General features: G+C 64.3%; 21 protein-coding genes and 1 riboswitch. Of the genes, 12 read left to right on the forward strand and 9 right to left on the reverse strand.

Features of this window, described 5'->3' with window-relative positions; genetic code table 11:
* Positions 1-71 precede the first annotated feature (71 nt).
* The gene (locus ABIB00_RS31530) at positions 72-1,100 is read left to right on the forward strand and encodes a putative zinc-binding metallopeptidase (RefSeq protein ID WP_354107045.1); all 1,029 of its coding nucleotides are present in this window, start codon (positions 72-74) and stop codon (positions 1,098-1,100) included.
* On the forward strand, positions 1,097-2,131 hold the full coding sequence (locus ABIB00_RS31535; RefSeq protein WP_354107046.1) for a D-alanine--D-alanine ligase family protein: 1,035 nt from the start codon (positions 1,097-1,099) through the stop codon (positions 2,129-2,131). The genes ABIB00_RS31530 and ABIB00_RS31535 overlap by 4 nt, the downstream gene beginning before the upstream one ends.
* Positions 2,132-2,216: 85 nt before the next feature.
* Here ABIB00_RS31535 and ABIB00_RS31540 read toward each other — a convergent pair whose 3' ends face one another.
* Entirely contained in the window at positions 2,217-2,780 is a 564-nt protein-coding gene (locus tag ABIB00_RS31540; RefSeq protein WP_354052649.1) for a 6,7-dimethyl-8-ribityllumazine synthase, read from the reverse strand.
* Positions 2,781-2,856: 76 nt separating this feature from the next.
* Positions 2,857-3,016, reverse strand: a riboswitch (FMN riboswitch).
* 430 nt (positions 3,017-3,446) lie between these two features.
* On the opposite strand from ABIB00_RS31540, the gene ABIB00_RS31545 reads away from it, so the two are divergent.
* A complete protein-coding gene (locus ABIB00_RS31545) occupies positions 3,447-3,947 on the forward strand; it encodes a type III secretion system chaperone family protein (protein ID WP_354052651.1) in 501 nt (166 codons plus the stop codon).
* A 183-nt stretch (positions 3,948-4,130) separates the two neighbouring features.
* Complete coding sequence (gene proC, locus ABIB00_RS31550; protein ID WP_354107047.1) at positions 4,131-4,955, forward strand: pyrroline-5-carboxylate reductase; 825 nt, start codon at positions 4,131-4,133, stop codon at positions 4,953-4,955.
* A gap of 133 nt (positions 4,956-5,088) precedes the next feature.
* On the opposite strand, the gene ABIB00_RS31555 is transcribed toward proC, so the two are convergent.
* From ABIB00_RS31555 to ABIB00_RS31575, 5 genes are all read right to left on the reverse strand, one after another.
* On the reverse strand, positions 5,089-5,484 hold the full coding sequence (locus ABIB00_RS31555) for a thioesterase family protein (protein WP_247352989.1): 396 nt from the start codon (positions 5,482-5,484) through the stop codon (positions 5,089-5,091).
* Between the two features lie 86 nt (positions 5,485-5,570).
* Positions 5,571-5,819 carry a tautomerase family protein gene (locus ABIB00_RS31560; RefSeq protein ID WP_256467622.1) on the reverse strand — a complete coding sequence of 83 codons (249 nt, stop codon included), beginning with the start codon at positions 5,817-5,819 and terminating at the stop codon, positions 5,571-5,573.
* A 55-nt stretch (positions 5,820-5,874) separates the two neighbouring features.
* The gene (hisS, locus tag ABIB00_RS31565; protein ID WP_354107048.1) at positions 5,875-7,395 is read right to left on the reverse strand and encodes a histidine--tRNA ligase; all 1,521 of its coding nucleotides are present in this window, start codon (positions 7,393-7,395) and stop codon (positions 5,875-5,877) included.
* Positions 7,396-7,443: 48 nt separating this feature from the next.
* Positions 7,444-7,968 carry a YegJ family protein gene (locus tag ABIB00_RS31570; protein ID WP_354107049.1) on the reverse strand — a complete coding sequence of 175 codons (525 nt, stop codon included), beginning with the start codon at positions 7,966-7,968 and terminating at the stop codon, positions 7,444-7,446.
* A 214-nt stretch (positions 7,969-8,182) separates the two neighbouring features.
* On the reverse strand, positions 8,183-9,265 hold the full coding sequence (locus ABIB00_RS31575) for a branched-chain amino acid aminotransferase (protein WP_354107050.1): 1,083 nt from the start codon (positions 9,263-9,265) through the stop codon (positions 8,183-8,185).
* Between the two features lie 339 nt (positions 9,266-9,604).
* Between ABIB00_RS31575 and ABIB00_RS31580 the strand changes: the two genes are divergently transcribed.
* Genes ABIB00_RS31580 through ABIB00_RS31590 form a run of 3 tightly spaced genes read left to right on the forward strand, consistent with a single transcriptional unit; the run spans position 9,605 to position 12,288 of the window.
* Positions 9,605-10,147, forward strand: a complete 543-nt coding sequence (locus ABIB00_RS31580) for a MarR family winged helix-turn-helix transcriptional regulator (protein WP_247352983.1) — start codon at positions 9,605-9,607, stop codon at positions 10,145-10,147.
* Positions 10,144-10,875, forward strand: a complete 732-nt coding sequence (locus tag ABIB00_RS31585; protein WP_247352981.1) for a response regulator — start codon at positions 10,144-10,146, stop codon at positions 10,873-10,875. The genes ABIB00_RS31580 and ABIB00_RS31585 overlap by 4 nt, the downstream gene beginning before the upstream one ends.
* A gap of 24 nt (positions 10,876-10,899) precedes the next feature.
* The gene (locus ABIB00_RS31590) at positions 10,900-12,288 is read left to right on the forward strand and encodes an ATP-binding protein (protein ID WP_354107051.1); all 1,389 of its coding nucleotides are present in this window, start codon (positions 10,900-10,902) and stop codon (positions 12,286-12,288) included.
* 20 nt (positions 12,289-12,308) lie between these two features.
* Here ABIB00_RS31590 and ABIB00_RS31595 read toward each other — a convergent pair whose 3' ends face one another.
* Complete coding sequence (locus tag ABIB00_RS31595) at positions 12,309-12,839, reverse strand: DUF3617 domain-containing protein (RefSeq protein ID WP_354107052.1); 531 nt, start codon at positions 12,837-12,839, stop codon at positions 12,309-12,311.
* Between the two features lie 45 nt (positions 12,840-12,884).
* Positions 12,885-13,178: a hypothetical protein gene (locus ABIB00_RS31600; RefSeq protein ID WP_247352976.1), complete on the reverse strand. Its 294-nt coding sequence runs from the start codon at positions 13,176-13,178 to the stop codon at positions 12,885-12,887.
* Positions 13,179-13,359: 181 nt separating this feature from the next.
* On the opposite strand from ABIB00_RS31600, the gene ABIB00_RS31605 reads away from it, so the two are divergent.
* The 4 genes from ABIB00_RS31605 (at position 13,360) to ABIB00_RS31620 (ending at position 16,018) form a co-directional block, all read left to right on the forward strand.
* Positions 13,360-13,824, forward strand: coding sequence for a hypothetical protein (locus ABIB00_RS31605; RefSeq protein WP_247352974.1), 465 nt, complete (start codon positions 13,360-13,362; stop codon positions 13,822-13,824).
* A 122-nt stretch (positions 13,825-13,946) separates the two neighbouring features.
* A complete protein-coding gene (locus ABIB00_RS31610; protein ID WP_247352972.1) occupies positions 13,947-14,639 on the forward strand; it encodes a ribonuclease T2 family protein in 693 nt (230 codons plus the stop codon).
* 52 nt (positions 14,640-14,691) lie between these two features.
* Positions 14,692-15,552, forward strand: a complete 861-nt coding sequence (locus ABIB00_RS31615; protein ID WP_247352971.1) for a 23S rRNA (adenine(2030)-N(6))-methyltransferase RlmJ — start codon at positions 14,692-14,694, stop codon at positions 15,550-15,552.
* 250 nt (positions 15,553-15,802) lie between these two features.
* The gene (locus ABIB00_RS31620) at positions 15,803-16,018 is read left to right on the forward strand and encodes a cold-shock protein (protein ID WP_092029496.1); all 216 of its coding nucleotides are present in this window, start codon (positions 15,803-15,805) and stop codon (positions 16,016-16,018) included.
* A gap of 87 nt (positions 16,019-16,105) precedes the next feature.
* Here ABIB00_RS31620 and ABIB00_RS31625 read toward each other — a convergent pair whose 3' ends face one another.
* Positions 16,106-16,729, reverse strand: coding sequence for an outer membrane protein (locus ABIB00_RS31625; RefSeq protein WP_247352969.1), 624 nt, complete (start codon positions 16,727-16,729; stop codon positions 16,106-16,108).
* 251 nt (positions 16,730-16,980) lie between these two features.
* On the opposite strand from ABIB00_RS31625, the gene uvrC reads away from it, so the two are divergent.
* The gene (uvrC, locus tag ABIB00_RS31630; protein ID WP_354107053.1) at positions 16,981-19,062 is read left to right on the forward strand and encodes an excinuclease ABC subunit UvrC; all 2,082 of its coding nucleotides are present in this window, start codon (positions 16,981-16,983) and stop codon (positions 19,060-19,062) included.
* The last annotated feature ends 22 nt before the right edge of the window (positions 19,063-19,084 follow it).

Consider the following 19,084-nt stretch of genomic DNA (forward strand, 5'->3'; position numbering starts at 1 on the left):
CGCGGGTTGTTGCCGGCCCCGCCCCATGACATCATCCGGATACCGAGTCATCTCTGCCCTCTGGATGCCTGATGCCACGCCGGAAATTCGCTTGGGAAAAGCTGTCGGATGACGAGTTGCTCAAGCAACGGCTCTCCAGCCTGAGGGTTACGGTCGAAGGCACCTGGCTCGATGATTGTGTCGGCACGCTCCATGAGGAGCTCGAGGAGCGCGGCATCCGGCTGCGGCCGCATACCTGGATCTCGAGCGAATGGTTCAGCCCGGGAGGCGTCCCCGGCATCGCCATCCCCTTCTATCTCGCCCATCCCCGCCTGATGAAGCTCGAGAAGAAGATGATGTTCGACGTCGAGGGCGGAACCTGGCGCGAATGCATGGCCATCCTCCGTCACGAAGCGGGCCACGCCATACAGCACGGCTATCAGCTGCAACGCCGCCGGCGCTGGCAGCAATTGTTCGGCCCGTCGTCGAAACACTATCCGCGCTATTACCGGCCCAATCCGGCGAGCAGGCGTTACGTCCAGCATCTGCGGCTGTGGTATGCGCAGAGCCATCCGGACGAGGATTTCGCCGAGACCTTTGCGGTGTGGCTGCGGCCGCGCTCGAACTGGCGGACGCGATATGCCGGCTGGCCGGCACTGAAGAAGCTCGAATATATCGACGAGCTGATGGGCGAGATCGCGGGAAAGCGGCCGCCGGTCACGACGCGGGAGCGTGTCGATCCGCTGGGCCGGCTCAGCCAGACGCTCGAAGAGCACTACAAGAAGAAGCAGGCGTTCTACGCCTTCACGCCCCCGAAGACCTACGACCGCGATCTCTCCCGGCTGTTTTCAGCCGATCCACGGCATCACCGCTCAAAGCCGGCTTCGACCCTGATCAGGCGCCACCGCTCGCAGATCAGGCAATTGGTCTCGCGATGGACCGGCGAGAACCAGCTCACGCTCGATGCCGTGCTCGATGACATGATCTCCCGCTGCCGCGAGCTAGATCTGCGCGCCGTCGGCCCCGAACAGAAGCTCGCTCTCGATTTCACCGTCCTCGTGACCGCCAAGACGATGCACGCGCTGTTTGGCCCGTCTCGGCGTAAATGGATCGCACTATGAGACGTCTCCGTATTCTCGTGCTGATGCATCCGGACTTCCTGCCCCCGGACTCCTCCGACGGATACTCCGCACAGGAGATCAATGCGTGGAAAACGGAATACGACGTGGTGAGCACCTTGCGCGCGGCCGGCCACGAGGTGCGGCCACTCGGCGCGCAGGAGGAAATCAAGCCGGTGCGCGTAGCGATCGAGGAGTTCAAGCCGCACGTGGTTTTCACGCTGCTAGAGGAATTCCACAACAACGTCGCCTTCGACCAGCACATCGCGAGCTATCTCGAGCTGATGAAGGTCCCTTATACCGGATGCAATCCGCGCGGCCTGATCCTGGCGCGCGGCAAGGATTTGTCCAAGACGCTGGTGCATCACCGCCGGATCGCCGCGCCGGCCTTTGCCGTCTTCCCGATGCGCCGCAAGGTGAAACGCCCGACCCGTCTTGCGCTGCCGCTGATCGTCAAGAGCCTGAACATGGATGGCTCGTTCGGCATCTCGCAGGCATCGATCGTCGACACCGACGAGAAGCTGGCGGAGCGGGTTGCCTTCATCCACGAGCGGGTCGAATCCGCCGCTATCGCCGAGCAGTTCATCGAGGGGCGAGAGCTTTACGTCGGCGTGCTCGGCAACAATCGCTTACGCGTTCTGCCGGTCTGGGAGTTGAAATTCGGCAGCATGGGCGGCCGCTCGTCACGGCATATCGCCACGGAGAAGGCCAAGCACGACACCGACTATCAGGAGAAGGTCGGCATTGTCGACGGGCTGGCGAAGGACCTCGCGCCCGAAGTCACCGCCCGCATCCAGCGGGCCGCGAAGCGCATCTACCGGACGCTTGGCCTCGACGGCTATGCACGCATCGACTTCCGTCTCGCCACCGACGGCACGCCATATTTCATCGAAGCCAATCCCAATCCCGAGATCGCCAAGAGCCAGGAGTTCGCCACGGCGGCCCAGCATGACGGGCTTAAATACCCGGAACTCCTGCAACGCATCCTGACCCTCGGGATCAGCCGCGCCAAGGCGGGGGTGTCGCTGGGGTGATGACGAACACGGCAGCAATCGCCCCTCATCCTTCGCGACGCGCTTCGCGCTCCTCGGGATGAGGGGTGCTGGTCATTGCGCTGCGTTACACAATTCCCGCCGCGACCTGGCCACGCAGGCGCTCCAGACCGAGCAATGTCTCCGCACAGGCGGCCGCGACCTCGACGCCCTTGATCGCAAAATGCCTGCGGAAGAAATCGTAGTGCACCTCGGTCTCGTGGAATTGCTGCGGCGTCAGCACCGCGGAGAACACGGGCACCTCGGTACGCAGTTGCACATCCATCAGCGCCTTGATCACGGTGTCGGCGACGAACTCGTGGCGGTAGATGCCGCCGTCGACGACGAGGCCGGCCGCGACGATCGCGGTGTAGCGCCGTGTCTTGGCGAGGATCTGCGCATGCAGCGGGATCTCGAACGAGCCCGGCACCTCGAACACGTCGACATGATTGAGGTGACGCACTTCTGCCTCCCTCACGAAGGCGATGCGGGCCTCCTCGACCACGTCGCGGTGCCAGCAGGCCTGCACGAAGGCCACCCGCTGCGGCTTTGCGAAGCGCGGATGCTCCGTCGCGGGATCCTGTGGAACCGGCGGCGGCGTTTGGGTTGGTTGGGACGTTTCGGTTTGGGGGTCTTGCAACATCTGATTCATGGCTTTCCTCAGTTAAGGACCAGAATCAGGGCACACGGAACGACAAACAGCCGCATCCTGCGATGCGTCTGCCACCGACCGTTCTCTTTCATCCGGACTTTAACCGTCGGCTTCGGAGTTACACCGAATCTGCTGACCCTTCCCTGCGGCAAGAGACCTTGAGGAAGGCGCTCGCGGGCTTAGGCCTTTCGGCCCTTACCGCCGGTGGGGACTTTCACCCCGCCCTGAGAACATCGGCCGTCCGGAATGAACGGCCTGAGGGAAATATGACGCCGGCGAGCTGCCACAGCAAGTACGTTCCGCATGGGAAAATCGCATGGTCCCATGCCGCTTTGGCGACCCGGCCCTCGCAGGGCGGAATTAACGATCGGGCATTCCACGCGAATCCGATTCCGGTTTGTTCTCCTCCATCCCGGTTGGGACATCCCACGTTAATAATTGTGGCCGAGATGAGCTGTGGACGAACGAGTCATGGCTTGTGGACGGACTCGGCAGCCGGTTGCGCAGATTCCGCAAATCACATCAGTTGATCCGCGACAAGCCCGCGCTGATCCCGGCATCGCTACAGCGACTCCGAGGGGAACGCCTTAACGACGTTAAGGAAGCGCGCGCCGGACCAAGCGCGTGCGTATCAGAGACAACAAAAAGGCAAGAGGTCGAGACGGCATGTCCCTGCTCGAAGGCACTATCGATTCGAAAAACCATCCGCTCGCGGTGGTCGAGGATATCGCTGCCAGCAACAACTGGCCGTTTGAACGCTCCGGCGAAGACGAACTCACGATTGTCTCCAAGGGACAATGGACCGACTACCAGATCTCCTTCACCTGGATGGGCGAGATCGAGGCGCTGCATCTGGCCTGCGCGTTCGACATGAAGATTCCGGTTGCGCGGCGACCGGAGGTGCAGCGGCTCGTCGCCGCGGTCAACGAGCAGTTGTGGGTCGGGCACTTCGACCTGTGGAGCAACACCGGCATGATTATGCACCGGCAGGCCCTGGTGCTGCCGGGCGGGCTCGCCGCCTCCACCGCGCAATGCGAAGCCATGCTCGCCGGCGCCATCCACGCCTGCGAGCGCTATTTTCCGGCGTTCCAGTTCGTGGTGTGGGCGGGCAAGACCACGACGGAAGCCATGGACGCGGCAATGTTCGACACGGTGGGCGAGGCGTAAGCACACTCTCCCGAGGCGGCGAGCGAGCCCAGCTTTCTCCATCGTCGTCCTGGCGAAAGCCAGGACCGATACCGCGAGGTCTTTGCGTAGCTCGCGATGCTTGTTGCCCTGCCATCCTTCCTCTAGAACCAGCCGGGGTAATGGGTCCTGGCCTTCGCCAGGACGACGGCATTGGCAACAGCGATGGCGAACAGCACTCTCAAAAACATCACCGGCACCATCCTGCTCGCCGGCGCCGGCAAGATGGGCGGCGCGATGCTGACCGGATGGCTTTCGGGCGGGCTCGATCCGCGCCGCGTCGCTGTGGTTGATCCGCACATCTCGCCCGAGATCACCGCACTTGCCGCGAAGGGCGTTGCGCTTAATCCCGATGTGACGACGGTAGGCCCGGTCGAGACGATGGTCGTCGCGGTGAAGCCGCAGATGTTCCGCGAGGCCGGCGCAAAGCTGAAGCCATTCGTCTCCGACAAGACCTCGGTGGTGTCGATCATGGCGGGTACCACGATCGCCTCGCTTGAGGAGGTCTGCGGCGGCGCCGTGGTGCGCGCGATGCCGAACACGCCGGCCGCGATCGGTCGCGGCATCACGGTGGCCGTCGCCGCGAACAACGTCAGCACCGGCCAGCGCGCGGTGGCCGATGCGCTGCTGCGCGCCACCGGCTCGGTCGAATGGGTCGACGATGAGAGCCTGATGGACGCAGTCACCGCGGTGTCCGGATCGGGCCCGGCCTATGTGTTTCTGCTCGCCGAAGAGCTCGCGCGCGCCGGTGTCGAGGCCGGCCTGCCCGAGGCGCTGGCAACAAAGCTCGCCCGCGAAACCGTCGCCGGCTCCGGTGAACTTCTCCACCAGTCGGAGCTGCCCTCCGGCACGCTGCGCCAGAACGTCACCTCGCCCGGCGGCACCACCGCCGCAGCCCTCGGCGTGCTGATGGGCGAGCCCGGCCTGCGCGATCTGATGATCCGCGCGATCGCGGCGGCGACGAAGCGGTCGAAGCAGCTGGCGAAGTAAGGAAGCTATCCCCTCATGGTGAGGAGGCGCGAAGCGCCGTCTCGAACCATGCAGGCCCGGCTCTCGCCCGCGAGCCATCCTTCGAGACGACCGCTGCGCCGTCTCCTCAGGATGAGGGCAGAGCAAGCGGCTCCTACGTCGTTCCCAACCGCTTGTTGAACATCTCGACATTGACGAGCCCGCGCGCGTGGCGGCCCTCGCCAAGCTTTCGCGTGCCCTCGAAAGCCTCGACCTCGAAGCGGATGACGCGGCGCTCGACCGCGACGACCTTCGCGGTCGTCCGCACCGTCGCGCCGACCAGAGCTGCTGCAAGATGCCGGATGTCGACCTCGGTGCCGACGGTGACCCAGCCCGGCTGAAGCGCCGGGCGGATCGCATCGCCCGACGTCATCTCCATTTCCAGGATCATCATCGGCGTCGCGTAGACCATGGGCATGCCGGGCACGAAATGCCCGACCGTGCGCTCCACTGGCACCACCAGCATGCGCTCGGCGTTCATGCCGATTGTGATGAAGTCGCGTGCGTCCATGTTGCTTGCTCGGCGTCGTCCCGGCCCCCCGTGCGCAATTGCGCACTAGGCCGGGACGACAGTTGTGATTGGCGCTAGAGCAGTGGCTATTTCTTCGCAGCCGCCGCGCGCTCCACGAAGGTCTTGCCGCCCTTCATCTTGTGGCGGAGCGGGGCTTCGTTGATCTGGATGACCACGGCATCGGCGTCGACGCCGAGATTCTTCACCAGTGCCTGGGTGATGTCGCGCATCATGCCGGCCTTTTGTTCGTCGCTGCGGCCTTCGGCCATGCTGACAGTGATCTCAGGCATTTTTCTCTCCCTTGGGGCCGAACACCGGCCATTGACGGGCGCCATCAAACAGGACGTGGGTGCCCGGGACAAGCCCGGGCATGGCGGCGTCAGCGAATGGCTAGCCCCAGCTCACGTCATGGCGCGCCAACACCTCGCGCACTTTGGTGATGAGGTCGGCTTCACTGCACGAGAACTGCGCCGGGCGGCTCTCGCGCCATTCCTGGTTGGAAGCGATCGCAGCAGCCGCCTTCGCGCCCTCGATCAGATCCTTGATCTGCACCTCGCCGCGGGCTTTTTCATCGGAGCCCTGGATGATAACGCAGGGCGCGTTGCGGCGGTCGGCATATTTGAGCTGGTTGCCCATGTTCTTGGGATTGCCGAGATAGAGCTCGGCGCGGATGCCGGACGTGCGCAGGCTCGCGACCATCTTCTGGTAGTCGGCAACGCGGTCGCGGTCGAACACGGTGACGACGACGGGGCCGAACTCGGGTTTTGTATCGAGCTTTCCGAGCAGCGTCAGCGCGGCCTGAAGCCGCGACACGCCGATCGAAAATCCGGTCGCCGGCACCGGCTCACCACGGAAGCGCGAGACCAGGCCGTCAAAGCGCCCGCCGCCGCCGACCGAGCCGAACCGTATCGGCCGGCCCTTCTCGTCCTTGGTGTCCAGAAGCAGTTCGACCTCGTAGACGGGGCCGGTGTAATATTCGAGGCCGCGCACGACGGAGGGGTCGATACGGATGCGATCAGCGCCGTAGCCCGATGCCGTAACCAATTTGGCAATCTCTTCCAGCTCGCTCACGCCCGCCTGGCCAACTTCGCTCTTGGCGAGGTAAGTTTCTGCCGCGGCGATGGCCTCTTTCCAATCATCGCGCGGTTTGGTGATGGCGAGAACAACGTCGGCCTCAGACGCGCTCAGATTGGCGCCCTTCGTGAAGTCGCCCTTGCCTTCTTCGCCGCCATCCCATCTGCCGGGACCGAGCAATTTGCGCACTTCCTCGGCGGGAAATTTGTCGAGCTTGTCGATTGCGCGCAGCACGGTCAGCCTGCGTGCCGCGTTCTCTTCGCCGCCGAGCCCGATTGCTTCCAGAACGCCGTCGAGCACTTTTCGGTTGTTGACCTTCACGACGTACTGGCCGCGCTGAACACCAAGCGCCTCCATCGTGTCCGCCGCCATCATGCAGATCTCGGCATCCGCCGCCGGCGTCGCCGAGCCCACCGTGTCCGCATCGAACTGCATGAACTGGCGGAAGCGGCCGGGGCCGGGCTTTTCGTTGCGGAAGACATAGCCGACGCGGTAGCTGCGATAGGGCAAGACCAGACCGTCGGTCCCGTATCGCTCGCCGACATAGCGCGCAAGCGGCGCGGTCAAATCGTAACGCAGCGAGATCCACTGCTCGTCGTCGTCCTGGAACGAGAACACGCCCTCGTTCGGACGATCCTGGTCGGGCAGGAATTTGCCGAGCGCGTCGGTGTATTCCATCGCCGGCGTTTCCACCGGCTCGAACCCGTAGAGCTCGTAGACGGCGCGGATCTTCTCCACCATCTCGCGCGTCGCCCGGATTGCGGCGGGATCGCGATCTTCGAGCCCGCGCGGCAGCCGCGCCTTCAGTTTCTGGGGTTTTTTGGATTTTTCGGCCATGCGCGGCATTTACCAGCCGACGCGGGGTGCGGCAACTGCCGGCTTGCCCTACGGCTTCTCCATCCGCGCCCTGAGGGCATCGGCGTCCGCCTTCGGCAGCGACTTCAGCGTTGGCTTGATGGTTTCGCCGCCGACGATCTTGGCGTTGCGCATGAGCATCCAGTCCGAGATGTCGGCTTCAGTGAACTTGACCGGATCGCCTGCCCGCTTACCCGGCAGATCGCGCGGTTCGTTGGCGAAGAAGCCGGAATAGGTCCCGTCGGGCTGCTTTTTCACGTCGGCGATCCAGATGTGCTCGCCGCCCTTGCGGGTGGAAAAGTGCACCTTCAGGGCATGCCCGGTTTCCGACGGTTTTGGCGCCTCGTAGGAGGCCCAGAAAGTCGGCAGCGTGCCGCGGGCGCGCGCGATCGCGGTGTTCATCTCCGGATCGGTGGTGCGCACGTCGACGATCGGCGAGCGGTCCTCGGCCGAGACCTCCGGCTTGGCGCCGATCGTCAGGACGCCGAAGACGGTGACGCCAGTGATTGCGGCGAGAACGGCCCATTTCAGGGGTTGGGAAAGCGTGGAAGCCATGATCGCGATGTCCGGATGCCATGATGTCTCGGACTTTGTCGCGCGGTCGTGCAAGCGAGTTCATGGCATGCCGGCTGGCGTTCCCCGGATGCTACGCAACGCGCCGCCTCTTGGCGACGTGGTGCGCTGCTGATCCGGGGTCCATCCGCGGCGGGATGGGTCCCGGCTCTGCGCAGCAGCGTTTCACGCTGCAGCGCGTCCGGGACACGAGACCTCAAAACACCTTGCGGATCCAGTTGTGCGGATCGTTGGTGCGGCCGTACTGGATGTCGATGAGCTGCTTGCGCAGGCCCATGGCGATGGGGCCGGCGGCGCCGCCGCCGATCTCGAAATCGCCGCTCACCGAACGCACCTTGCCGATCGGCGAGATCACGGCCGCCGTGCCGCAGGCAAACGCTTCCTTCAGCTTGCCGCTGGCCGCATCCTTGCGCCACTGGTCGATCGAATACGGCTCCTCGCGCACGGTCTTGCCGGCATCTTTCGCCAGCGCGATGATGGAGTCGCGGGTGATGCCGGGCAGGATGGTGCCGAGCGGCGGCGTCGAGAGCGAGCCGTCCTCGAACACGAAGAACACGTTCATGCCGCCGAGCTCCTCGACGTAGCGGCGCTCGACCGCGTCCAGGAAGACGACCTGATCGCAGCCGTGCTGGATGGCTTCGGCCTGCGCCCGCAGGCTTGCAGCGTAATTGCCGCCGCATTTGACGGCGCCGGTACCACCGACCGCGGCGCGCGTGTAGTTCTCTGAAACCCAGATCGACACCGGCGCGGGGCCACCTTTGAAGTAGGAGCCGACCGGCGAGGCGATCACCGCGAAAATGTATTCGGAGGACGGCTTGACCCCAAGGAAGGTCTCGCTCGCGATCATGAAGGGACGCAGGTAAAGGCTGCCCTCGCCGCCCGGCATCCAGGCGCGGTCGATACGCACGACCTGCTCGACAGCCTCGATGAAGATGTCTTCGGGGAGCTGCGCCATCGCCATGCGATCGGCCGAGTCCTTGAAGCGCCGCGCATTGGCGTCGGGACGGAACAGGTTCACGCCGCCGTCGTCGCGCTTGTAGGCTTTGAGGCCTTCAAAAATTTCCTGAGCGTAGTGCAGGACGGCGCCGGCCGGATCGATCTGGAAATTGGCGCGGGCCTCAACGCGCGCCTCGTACCAGCCGCCCTTGGCCTGGTTGTAAAGAACCACCGCCATGTGATCGGTGAAGACCCTCCCGAAACCCGGGTCCACCAGCTTGGCGACGCGGTCCTTCTCGGGGATCGGATTGGATGCCGGCTGGATGTCGAATTTCATGCTCATGTCCTTAGGCCTCCCGCTGCCGGTGGCGGCGCTGTTCTGGCGCCCGCCTGCCCTTTTCCGGGCTCGGCTGGCTTGACTAGGTTACTGGCCGGACCAACGCCAGCCTTGTTACGGCCGGTTTCCGTGGCCAGCATGTCGCCGAGGACATGCTTTTGCGGAAGGCAGAAGTCCAGTATGTTTTGTCGAACACCGCTCGACAATCGCACGGTAGATCTGATCCGGCTGTCGCCGCCTGCTCGGCGCTCACCAACCGCTCCTGGAAATGCCGCCCGCAGTGAAACGATTTAAAATTTCGTGCGAGCTGGCCGTTTTGTAACATTGGACCCAAGATACGTCAATATGCCTGACATAAATTTCGCGACTCCCCCTCAAGACGCTGCCGAGCCACGGCCGGCGGCAGGCGACGGAGGCAATTTGCGCTGGGATATCATTGAGCTGCTGTTCTTCGCCTATCGCGATTTCGTCGGCGATCCCGACCAGGAGCTGGAGGCGTTCGGCTTCGGCCGGGCTCACCACCGCGTCATGCACTTCGTCTATCGCTATCCCGGTCTCAAGGTCGCCGATCTCCTCGACGTCCTGCGCATCACCAAGCAATCGCTCGGCCGGGTGCTCAAGCAGCTCCTGGACGAGGGCTATATCGTGCAGAAGACCGGCGACAATGATCGCCGCCAACGCCTGCTCTTTGCGACACCGAAGGGCGAGGCGCTGGTGCAGAAGCTCGCCGGCCTCCAGACCACGCGGATCACCAGGGCGCTCGCCGAGATGGCGCCGCAGGATGCCGAGACCGTCAAGCGCTTCCTGCGCGCGATGATCGATCGCGAGGATCCGGACAAGGTGCTCGAGACAATCTTCGCTTCCGTCAACCACGACGCCAAGGAGTGACCGTGCCGCTCGCTGCCACGCTCGCCCGCCCGCCGGCACGCCCGGCCGACGATGCCCCGCATCTCCTGCTGGTCGACGACGACCGCCGCATCCGCGATCTGCTCTCGCGCTTTCTCGCCGGCGAAGGCTATCGCGTTTCGACCGCCGGCAGCGCCAGCGACGCGCGCGCGAAGCTCATGGGCCTGCACTTCGACCTCTTGATCCTGGACGTCATGATGCCCGGCGAGACCGGCTTCGATCTCGCCCGTTTCATCCGGACCTCCTCCTCGGTGCCGATCGTGATGCTGACGGCGCGGCATGAAGCCGAAGCCCGCATCGAGGGCCTGCAGATCGGCGCCGACGACTACGTCGCAAAGCCGTTCGAGCCGCGCGAGCTCGCGTTGCGCATCAACAACATCCTCAAGCGCGCCGCGCCGCCGCCGCAGGCCGCAGCGGTCGAGAAGATCGCGTTCGGTCCCTACGTCTACCATCTCGACCGCGGCGAGTTGCGCCAGGGCGAAGACGTCATCCACCTCACCGACCGGGAGCGCGAGATGCTGCGGATCCTGTCGGAGACGCCCGGCGAGACCGTGCCGCGCAGCGCGCTGACCGGCAATGGCAGCGTCAACGAGCGTGCCGTCGACGTGCAGATCAACCGCCTGCGGCGCAAGATCGAGACCGATCCCGCCAATCCGCTGTTCCTCCAGGCGGTGCGCGGTATCGGCTACCGGCTGGTCGCCTCGCCTTGAGTTTTGTGAAGTGAAGCGCCCCCTATGAGCACGATCGATACCGGCCTGACGCTTTTGAAGAGCGCCGCCGGCCGCGTCTCCGCCGTCAATGGCTGGATGGGCAACGCATTCAAGGGCTGGATGCCGACCGGCCTCTATGCCCGCGCGCTGCTGATCATGATCGTGCCGATGGTGATCCTGCAGTCGGTCGTCGCCTTCGTGTTCATGGAGCGGCACTGGAACACGGTGACGCGGCGCCTATCGGCGGCGGTGGTGCAGGACATCGCCGCGCTGATCGACGTCTACAAGGGCTATCCGCAAGACAAGGACCGCGACCAGATCCGCCGCATCGCGCAGCAGCGCCTCGGCCTCGTCGTCGATTTCCTCCCGGCCGGCGACATGCCGCCGCCCGGACCAAAGCCGTTCTTCTCGCTGCTCGACCAGACGCTGTCGGTGCAGCTCGGCCGCCAGATCGGGCGCTCGTTCTGGATCGACACCGTCGGCCGCTCCAACCTCGTCGAGATCCGGATCCAGCTCGACGATGCCGTGATGCGCGTGTTCGCGCAGCGCAGCGCCGCTTATGCCTCGAACTCGGAGATTTTCCTGTTCTGGATGGTGGGAACGTCCTCGATCCTGCTGATCGTCGCGGTGCTGTTCCTGCGCAACCAGATCAAGCCGATCCTGCGTCTTGCGGACGCCGCCGAAAGCTTCGGCAAGGGCCGCGAGGCGCCGAACTTCAGGCCGCGCGGCGCGCGCGAGGTGCGGCGCGCGTCGGTCGCCTTCCTCGAAATGAAATCGCGCATCGAGCGCACGATGGAGCAGCGCACCGCGATGCTCGCCGGCGTCAGTCACGATCTGCGCACGATCCTGACGCGGTTCAAGCTCGAACTGGCGCTGATCGGCGACAGCCCCGAAATGGAGGGCATGCGCAAGGACGTCGACGAGATGTCGATGATGCTGGAAGATTACCTCGCGTTTGCCCGTGGCGATTCCGGCGAGCAGTCGCAGCCAACCGACATGGCGCAGGCGCTCGAGGAGCTGCGCAGCGACGCCGAACGCCACGGCCACACCGCGACCGTCGCGTTCAACGGGCTGCCCGTGGTCACGGTGAAGCCGGCCTCGTTCAAGCGCTGCCTCGCCAACCTCGTCACCAACGCCGCCCGCTACGGCAAAAGCATCGGCATCACCGGCCAGCGCGATCACCGTTATTTGACCGTGACGGTCGACGACGACGGGCCGGGCATTCCCGCCCATCTGCGCGAAGAGGTGTTCAAGCCGTTCCTGCGGCTGGACAACGCACGCAACCAGGACGAAGGCGGCACCGGCCTAGGCCTCGCGATCGCACGCGACATCGCCCGCTCGCATGGCGGCGACATCACGCTCGGCGATAGCCCGATGGGTGGATTAAGGGCGAGCGTGCGGATACCGGTGTAACGGATGTAGCCGCAATAGCCCTATTTCGGCAGCAACGCCTTCAGCTTGTCGATGTCACGCACGTTCATCTTGAAGCCGCCCGGCATCACGATGTCGCCGGGCTTCTGCTCGGGCTTGCAGGCTCCGAGCCACTTGGCTTCGAGTGTCATCGTGGAATCGCGCCCCGCGGCGCCGGCGGCGCCACCTCGTGCGTGCGACGAGGTCTTCACCGTGTAGGCCGAATTGAAATCGCCCGTGATCTCGGCATGCGAGGTCGTGCTGATGCCCGCGACACTGCACTCGGAATCGCTGACATAGCCGGTCGCGGTCTTCTTGATGTCCTGCTTGGCGCAGATCTGCTTGGCCATCGGGGAGACGTTGTTGTTCATCTCCTTGTCGACGGTCTCGTCGGTGCAGTGCTGCATGGTCATTTCGGGCACGGACGTACCGGTCCTGAGCATCTTCAATTCCCAGAGACCGGCTTTGCGCATCGGCAGATCGTCGGCGCTGGCGACGCCGGCCGACAAGACGAGGCAAAGGGCCGAGCCGAGCAAAGCGAGTTTGCGCGTCATGTGAGAAGCTCCCGGCTGAGAGATTGCTGGCGTTACGAAAACGCCTCAGTAGAGCGTGCGGATCGGCTTGTCGGCAGCGCCATAGGGCACCCAGCGGCATGAGAACGAGATGTAGCCGCCCTCATAGGCCTGCACCCCCAGGAATTTCGCGACCTTTCCGTAGCGCGCGCAATGATCGACCGCGACCTGCCGCGCATCGACCTGGGTTGCCATCGAATAGGCGATGATGCCGCCGGTGTCGTTGCCCTTGAACGGAGGCACCGGAAGGATATCGGCGCGCGCCGACTGGCTCGCCATCATACCCAAGGCAAGTAGGCCCGCGGCCGCAATGATTCGCATTCCCGTCACTCCGATTGGTTGGCGGCAGTTTACGGTGCCGGGGCGGCGGTGGAAAGAACGGAAGGCCGGTTGCTGCGACCTTGTGGTCAACTCGTCGGCGAGTGTTGCCGCGCTGCACTTGACCCCGCGCGGCCTTCACGGCACCGTCCGTCCCTCGCAGATCATGCTGTCTGGATTGCCCATGCGCGCCTCGACCTCCCTGAAATCGCTCCGCTTTGCCGCCGTGCTCGGCCTCCTGTTCGGGGCGCTGTCGCTCGGTGAGGCCAGGGCCGCCAATCCGCTGGAGCTGAATTTCTGGCTGAGCGGGCCGCGCTATGACGGCAACGTCTCCGAATGCGACAGGGCGCTGCCGACGATCGCTTCCCAGTTCTTGGAGAAGGAAAGCTCGTTCTGGAATTCCTCGTTGAAGATCACCGGCTTCGCCGCGGTTCGCGAGACCGCGTTCCGGCCCTGGGCACCCGATAACATTCCGCGCCGCTTTTGCAGCGGCGAGGCCATGCTCACGGACGGCAAGATGCGCAAGGTGCACTTCTCGATCATCGAGGATGGCGGCTTCGCCAGCTTCGGCCAGGGCGTCGAATGGTGCGTGGTCGGGCTCGACCGCAACTGGGCCTACAACCCGTCCTGCCGCGCCGCCAAGCCTTAAGCAGCCCAGCCTCAGTCCAAGAAGCTCTGATTCGGTCGGCTGAACGGCCATCTGAATTTTGTTCTTGAAATGTTCCTGCCGCCTGCTAGGCTTGTTGCACAGTCTAGTTGAGGGGCGCCGCCATGTTTCATTCCAGATTGCATTCGTTCTCCCGCCTGATGATCTCGCTGACGCTTGCGGCCGGACTGGCTGCGCTAGCCGGCGGCGCGAAGGCCGAGGACAAGCGGCAGAACGCGCCCGGCGAATTCGATTTTTATGTGCTGTCGCTGTCGTGGTCGCCCTCCTTCTGCGAGGAAGCGGCGGAGCGCGGCGGCCGCTCGCAGATCCAGTGCAGCGGACGGCCCTATTCTTTCGTGGTGCATGGTCTGTGGCCGCAATATGAGAACGGTTTTCCGGAATATTGCCAGCGGCCGTCGCCGCGGCTGAATCGCAGCATCGTCTCCTCGATGCTCGATCTGATGCCGGCGCCGGGGCTGATTTTCAACGAGTGGGACAAGCACGGCACCTGCTCGGGGCTCGCCGACCGCAGCTATTTCGAAACGATCCGAAAGGCGCGCGCCGCGATCAAGATTCCGGCCGAATATCTCGATCTATCGCAGGCCAAGACCGTGGCGCCGGCGGAGGTGGAGGAGGCCTTCATCAAGGCCAATCCGGGCCTCGGCAACGCCGCCGTCTCGATCACGTGCAACCGGACGCGGCTGTCCGAAGTCCGCATCTGCCTCAGCAAGGATCTGCAATTCCGCGCCTGCGAGGAGATCGACCGCCGCGCCTGCCGCCGCGACCAGGTGACGATGCCGCCGATCAGGGGTGGGTAGCCCAGGCGTCGTGCCTCTTTGCTCAAGCCGTCACGTGGCGTAGTGCTCTTGCATGAATTACCGCCACGCCTTTCACGCCGGAAGCTTCGCTGACGTCATCAAGCACATCGTGCTGGCGCGCATCGTCACCTATCTCCAGGACAAGCCGGGCGCCTTCCGCGTCATCGACACCCATGCAGGCGCCGGCCTCTACGATCTCGAGAGCGACGAGGCCCGCCGCGGCGGCGAGTGGCTGACGGGCATCGCCCGGCTGATGCAGGCGCGTTTCTCGAACGACACCATCGCGCTGACCAAGCCCTATCTCGATATCGTCCGCGCCTACAATCCGAAGGGCGAGCTCAAGGCTTATCCGGGCTCGCCGCTGATCGCGCGCGCCCTGATGCGGCCGCAGGACCGCCTCGTCGCCTGCGAACTCGAGCCGAAGGCGCGGAAAGCGCTGATCGGCGTGCTGCGCCACGACGAGCAGGCCCGCGTGGTCGATCTCGACGGCTGGATGGCGCTGCCGGCTTTCGTGCCGCCGAAGGAACGGCGCGGGCTCGTGCTGATCGACCCCCCGTTCGAGGCAAAGGACGAGTTCGACAAGCTGGGCGAGGCCTTCTCGGCCGCTTTCGCGAAATGGCCGACCGGTATCTATGTAATCTGGTATCCCGCCAAGAGCCGGCGCGCCACCGACGCGCTGGTGCAATCAGTGGCGCGCCTCGCAGCCGCAGCAAAGCCGCCGGGAAATTGCCTGCGCCTCGAATTCAGTGTGTCGCCGCAAGCCGACGGCGCAACTCTCACCTCCACCGGGCTCTTGATCGTCAATCCGCCTTACACGCTGCAGGGCGAGCTCAAGACGATCCTGCCCGAGCTGGAAATGCCGCTCGGCCAGGGTGGCGCTGCCAGATTCCGATTAGAGGTGCCGAGGCCCTAACACTCCGGCATTCTTGGGAAAAATATGCAAGAGCCGTAGTCAATCTGCAAAGAACCGTATTATGCTGTTTCCGTGACTGGCTTTACGTTCCGCTTCCGCGAATGGTTGCGGCGGAGTGAAGGCCTAAGAAAGATCCAGTCGGACCGAATGGTCTGCCCAAGGATGGCCAGCTCCCGGGCTTCGTAAGGCCCGGTCATGTCGTGACGTGCGTCTGCGTCGCGACGGAGGAGCAATGAGGGGGAGTTTCCCGATGGCCATGACGGGAACGGTCAAGTTTTTCAACGGCGAGCGCGGCTACGGATTCATCAAACCGGACGACGGCGGCCGCGACGTCTTCGTGCACATTACTGCCGTGGAGCGGGCCGGATTAAAGGACCTTGCCGAAGGACAGCGTATTACTTTCGAAGTCGAACCGGACAAGAAGGGGAAGGGGCCGAAGGCGGTCGATTTAGTCATCCTTTCCTAGCGAGTCCCACGCGAAAACACCGGCCCCAAAAAAATCCCGGCCGCGAGCGGCCGGGAGGCTGTAGTCCGGTATTTTCTTCTTTGGGTATCAGAAGTGATAGTTCACGCCTGCGCGCACAACGCTGGCGCTATAGCCGTTTGACACGCCTGTAATCGCGAACTGACTCGTCGACAGATCAATGTAGAGATATTCGAGCTTGGCGCTCCAGTTCGGCGCGAACCCAACTTCCGCGCCGGCACCGATGGTCCAGCCGGCGCTGGTGTGCGACTCCGTCCAGCCGAACGTCTGCGCGCGCAGCTCGCCGAAGGCGAGGCCCGCGGTGCCGTAGACCAGCACGTTGCTGAAGGCATAGCCGGCGCGGCCGCGCAGGGTGCCGAACCACGGATTGGAGAACTTCCACGGCGCGAAGGTGTCGTCGGCACCCGTGGCCTGGATGTCGCCCTCGACGCCGAACACCCACGGGCCGTTCTGGAAATTGTAGCCGGCCTGAACACCGCCGACGAAGCCGGAGGGCTTTGCGGGATTGTTGTTCACCGAGCCCCATTCGTAGCCGAGATTGCCGCCGAGATACGGGCCCGCCCAGCTATAGCCGTTGAGCGGCTGATTGACCGTGTAGGGCGCACGCTGCCCGTAATTGAGATCGGCCGCCTTTGCCGAAGCCGTCCAGCCGGCTGCAACCAACGCAGCTGCGCCCACAACGAGCCTCTTCATCACACACTCCAACGCAACTGCCGTCACCGGGTGCGATGCCTGCGCCGCCGCGCGAGGCAAAACCGCATGGTTACGGAACCAAGACCTTTTCGTGTAAGATTTATCGAGAGTTTTAAGTTAAAGGCCTGTTAAGTCGGGTTACCGCGCTGTTAACAGGCTTAAGCAAGCGTTACCGGGAACTGCGCCGCCATTCTGTGCGTGCCGCACGGCCGGAACTTCAAATCAGCACCCCAAGCGCCTAAATTCGCTCCATGGTTCACGATTCCACCGACGATCCGGACGACATGCACGCGCGTAAACCCGTGCACGGCAACGTGCCGGACGTCCCGCCCCAGGAAACGGAAACGGCGCCCCCGGACCTCGATCCCGCGACCGCAAGCGGTGACGACGAGGACGATGCACGGCTGCCGGATATCCCGGAAGAGAGCGGCACGGTCGGCGAAGAGCCGCTGGCGACCGGCCATGAGGCGATCGAGCGCGCGGTTCGCCTCGCCCCCACCTCGCCCGGCGTCTACCGCATGCTTAGTGCGAATGCCGACGTGCTCTATGTCGGCAAGGCCAAGAACGTCAAAAAGCGCCTGTCGAATTATGCGCGTCAGAGTGCGCCGCTGCCGGCGCGCATCCTGCGCATGATCGCCGCCACCGTTACCGTGGAAATCATCTCGACCAACACCGAGACCGAAGCGCTGCTGCTGGAAGCCAACCTCATCAAGCAGCTTCGGCCGCGCTTCAACGTGCAGCTGCGCGACGACAAGTCGTTTCCCTATATTCTGATCACCGGCGACCATTGGGCGCCGCAGATCCTGAAGCACCGCGGCGCGCAGACCCGTCCCGGTCGCTATTTCGGCCCGTTCGCCTCCGCCGGCGCCGTCAACCGCACCATCACCGCGCTTCAGCGCGCGTTCCTGGTCCGCTCCTGCACGGATTCCTTCTTCGAGAGCCGCAGCAGGCCCTGCCTGCTCTACCAGATCCGCCGCTGCGCCGGCCCCTGCACCCGCGAGATCGACTTCCCCGGCTACACGACGCTGGTGCGCGAGGCGACCGACTTCCTCTCGGGCAAGAGCCAGGCGGTGAAGCAGGAGCTCGCTGGCGAGATGGAGAAGGCTTCCGGCGAGCTCGAATTCGAGAGCGCCGCGCTCTACCGCGACCGCCTCGCCGCGCTCTCTGCGATCCAGTCGCAGCAAGGCATCAATCCGCGCACGGTGGAAGAAGCCGACGTGTTCGCCATCCACCAGGAGGGCGGCTTCTCCTGCGTCGAGGTGTTCTTCTTCCGCACCGGGCAGAACTGGGGCAACCGCGCCTATTTTCCGCGCGCGGAGAAAACGTATACGCCGGAGGAAGTGCTCGGCTCCTTCCTCGCCCAGTTCTACGACGACAAGCCGCCGCCGAGGAATATCCTGCTCTCGCACGAGATCGAGGAGAGCGAGCTGCTCGCCAGTGCACTGGCGATCAAGGCCGGCCGCAAAGTCGAGGTTTCCACGCCGAAGCGCGGCGAGAAGAAGGAGCTCGTCGCCCACGCGCTCACCAACGCGCGCGAGGCGCTCGGCCGCAAGCTCGCGGACACCGCGACGCAGAGCCGCCTGCTCGACGCCATGGCCACGACGCTGAGCCTACCGCATTCGCCGAAGCGGATCGAGGTCTACGACAACAGCCACATTCAGGGCACCAACGCGGTCGGCGCCATGATCGTCGCCGGCCCGGACGGTTTTGTGAAAAACCAGTACCGCAAGTTCAACATCAAGTCGGAAGGGCTCACGCCCGGCGACGATTACGGGATGATGCGCGAGGTGCTCGAACGCCGCTTCAAGCGCCTGATCAATCCACCCGAGGACAGTGCGGCCAAGGAAAACGACAAGGCCAAGGACGATGATTTCCCGCAATGGCCGGATCTCGTGATCATCGACGGCGGCCGCGGCCAGCTCAACGCCGTCCGGGAGATCTTTACGAATTTCGGCCTGACCCAGGTGGCGCTGATGTCGGTGGCCAAGGGGCCGGACCGGGATGCCGGCCGCGAGACCCTGTTCATGCCGGAGCGCGAGGCGATCAAGCTGGAGCCACGCGACCCCGTGCTCTATTTCATCCAGCGGCTGCGGGACGAGGCGCATCGCTTCGTCATCGGTTCGCACCGCAAGCTGCGCAAGAAGGACATCCGCGAGGCCGGTTTGCAGGAGATTGCGGGCATCGGTCCGTCACGCAAACGTGCCTTGCTGCATCATTTCGGAACCCTGAAGGAGATCGAACGGGCCTCGATCGCCGATCTCGGCAAGGTTCCGGGGGTGAGCGCCGAAAGCGCCCGCAAGATTTTCGACTATTTCCACCCCCAGCCGGGGTGATCTAAAGGGGCCGCGGTCATAT

The organism is Bradyrhizobium sp. LB14.3 (assembly GCF_040547985.1).
GTDB lineage: Bacteria > Pseudomonadota > Alphaproteobacteria > Rhizobiales > Xanthobacteraceae > Bradyrhizobium.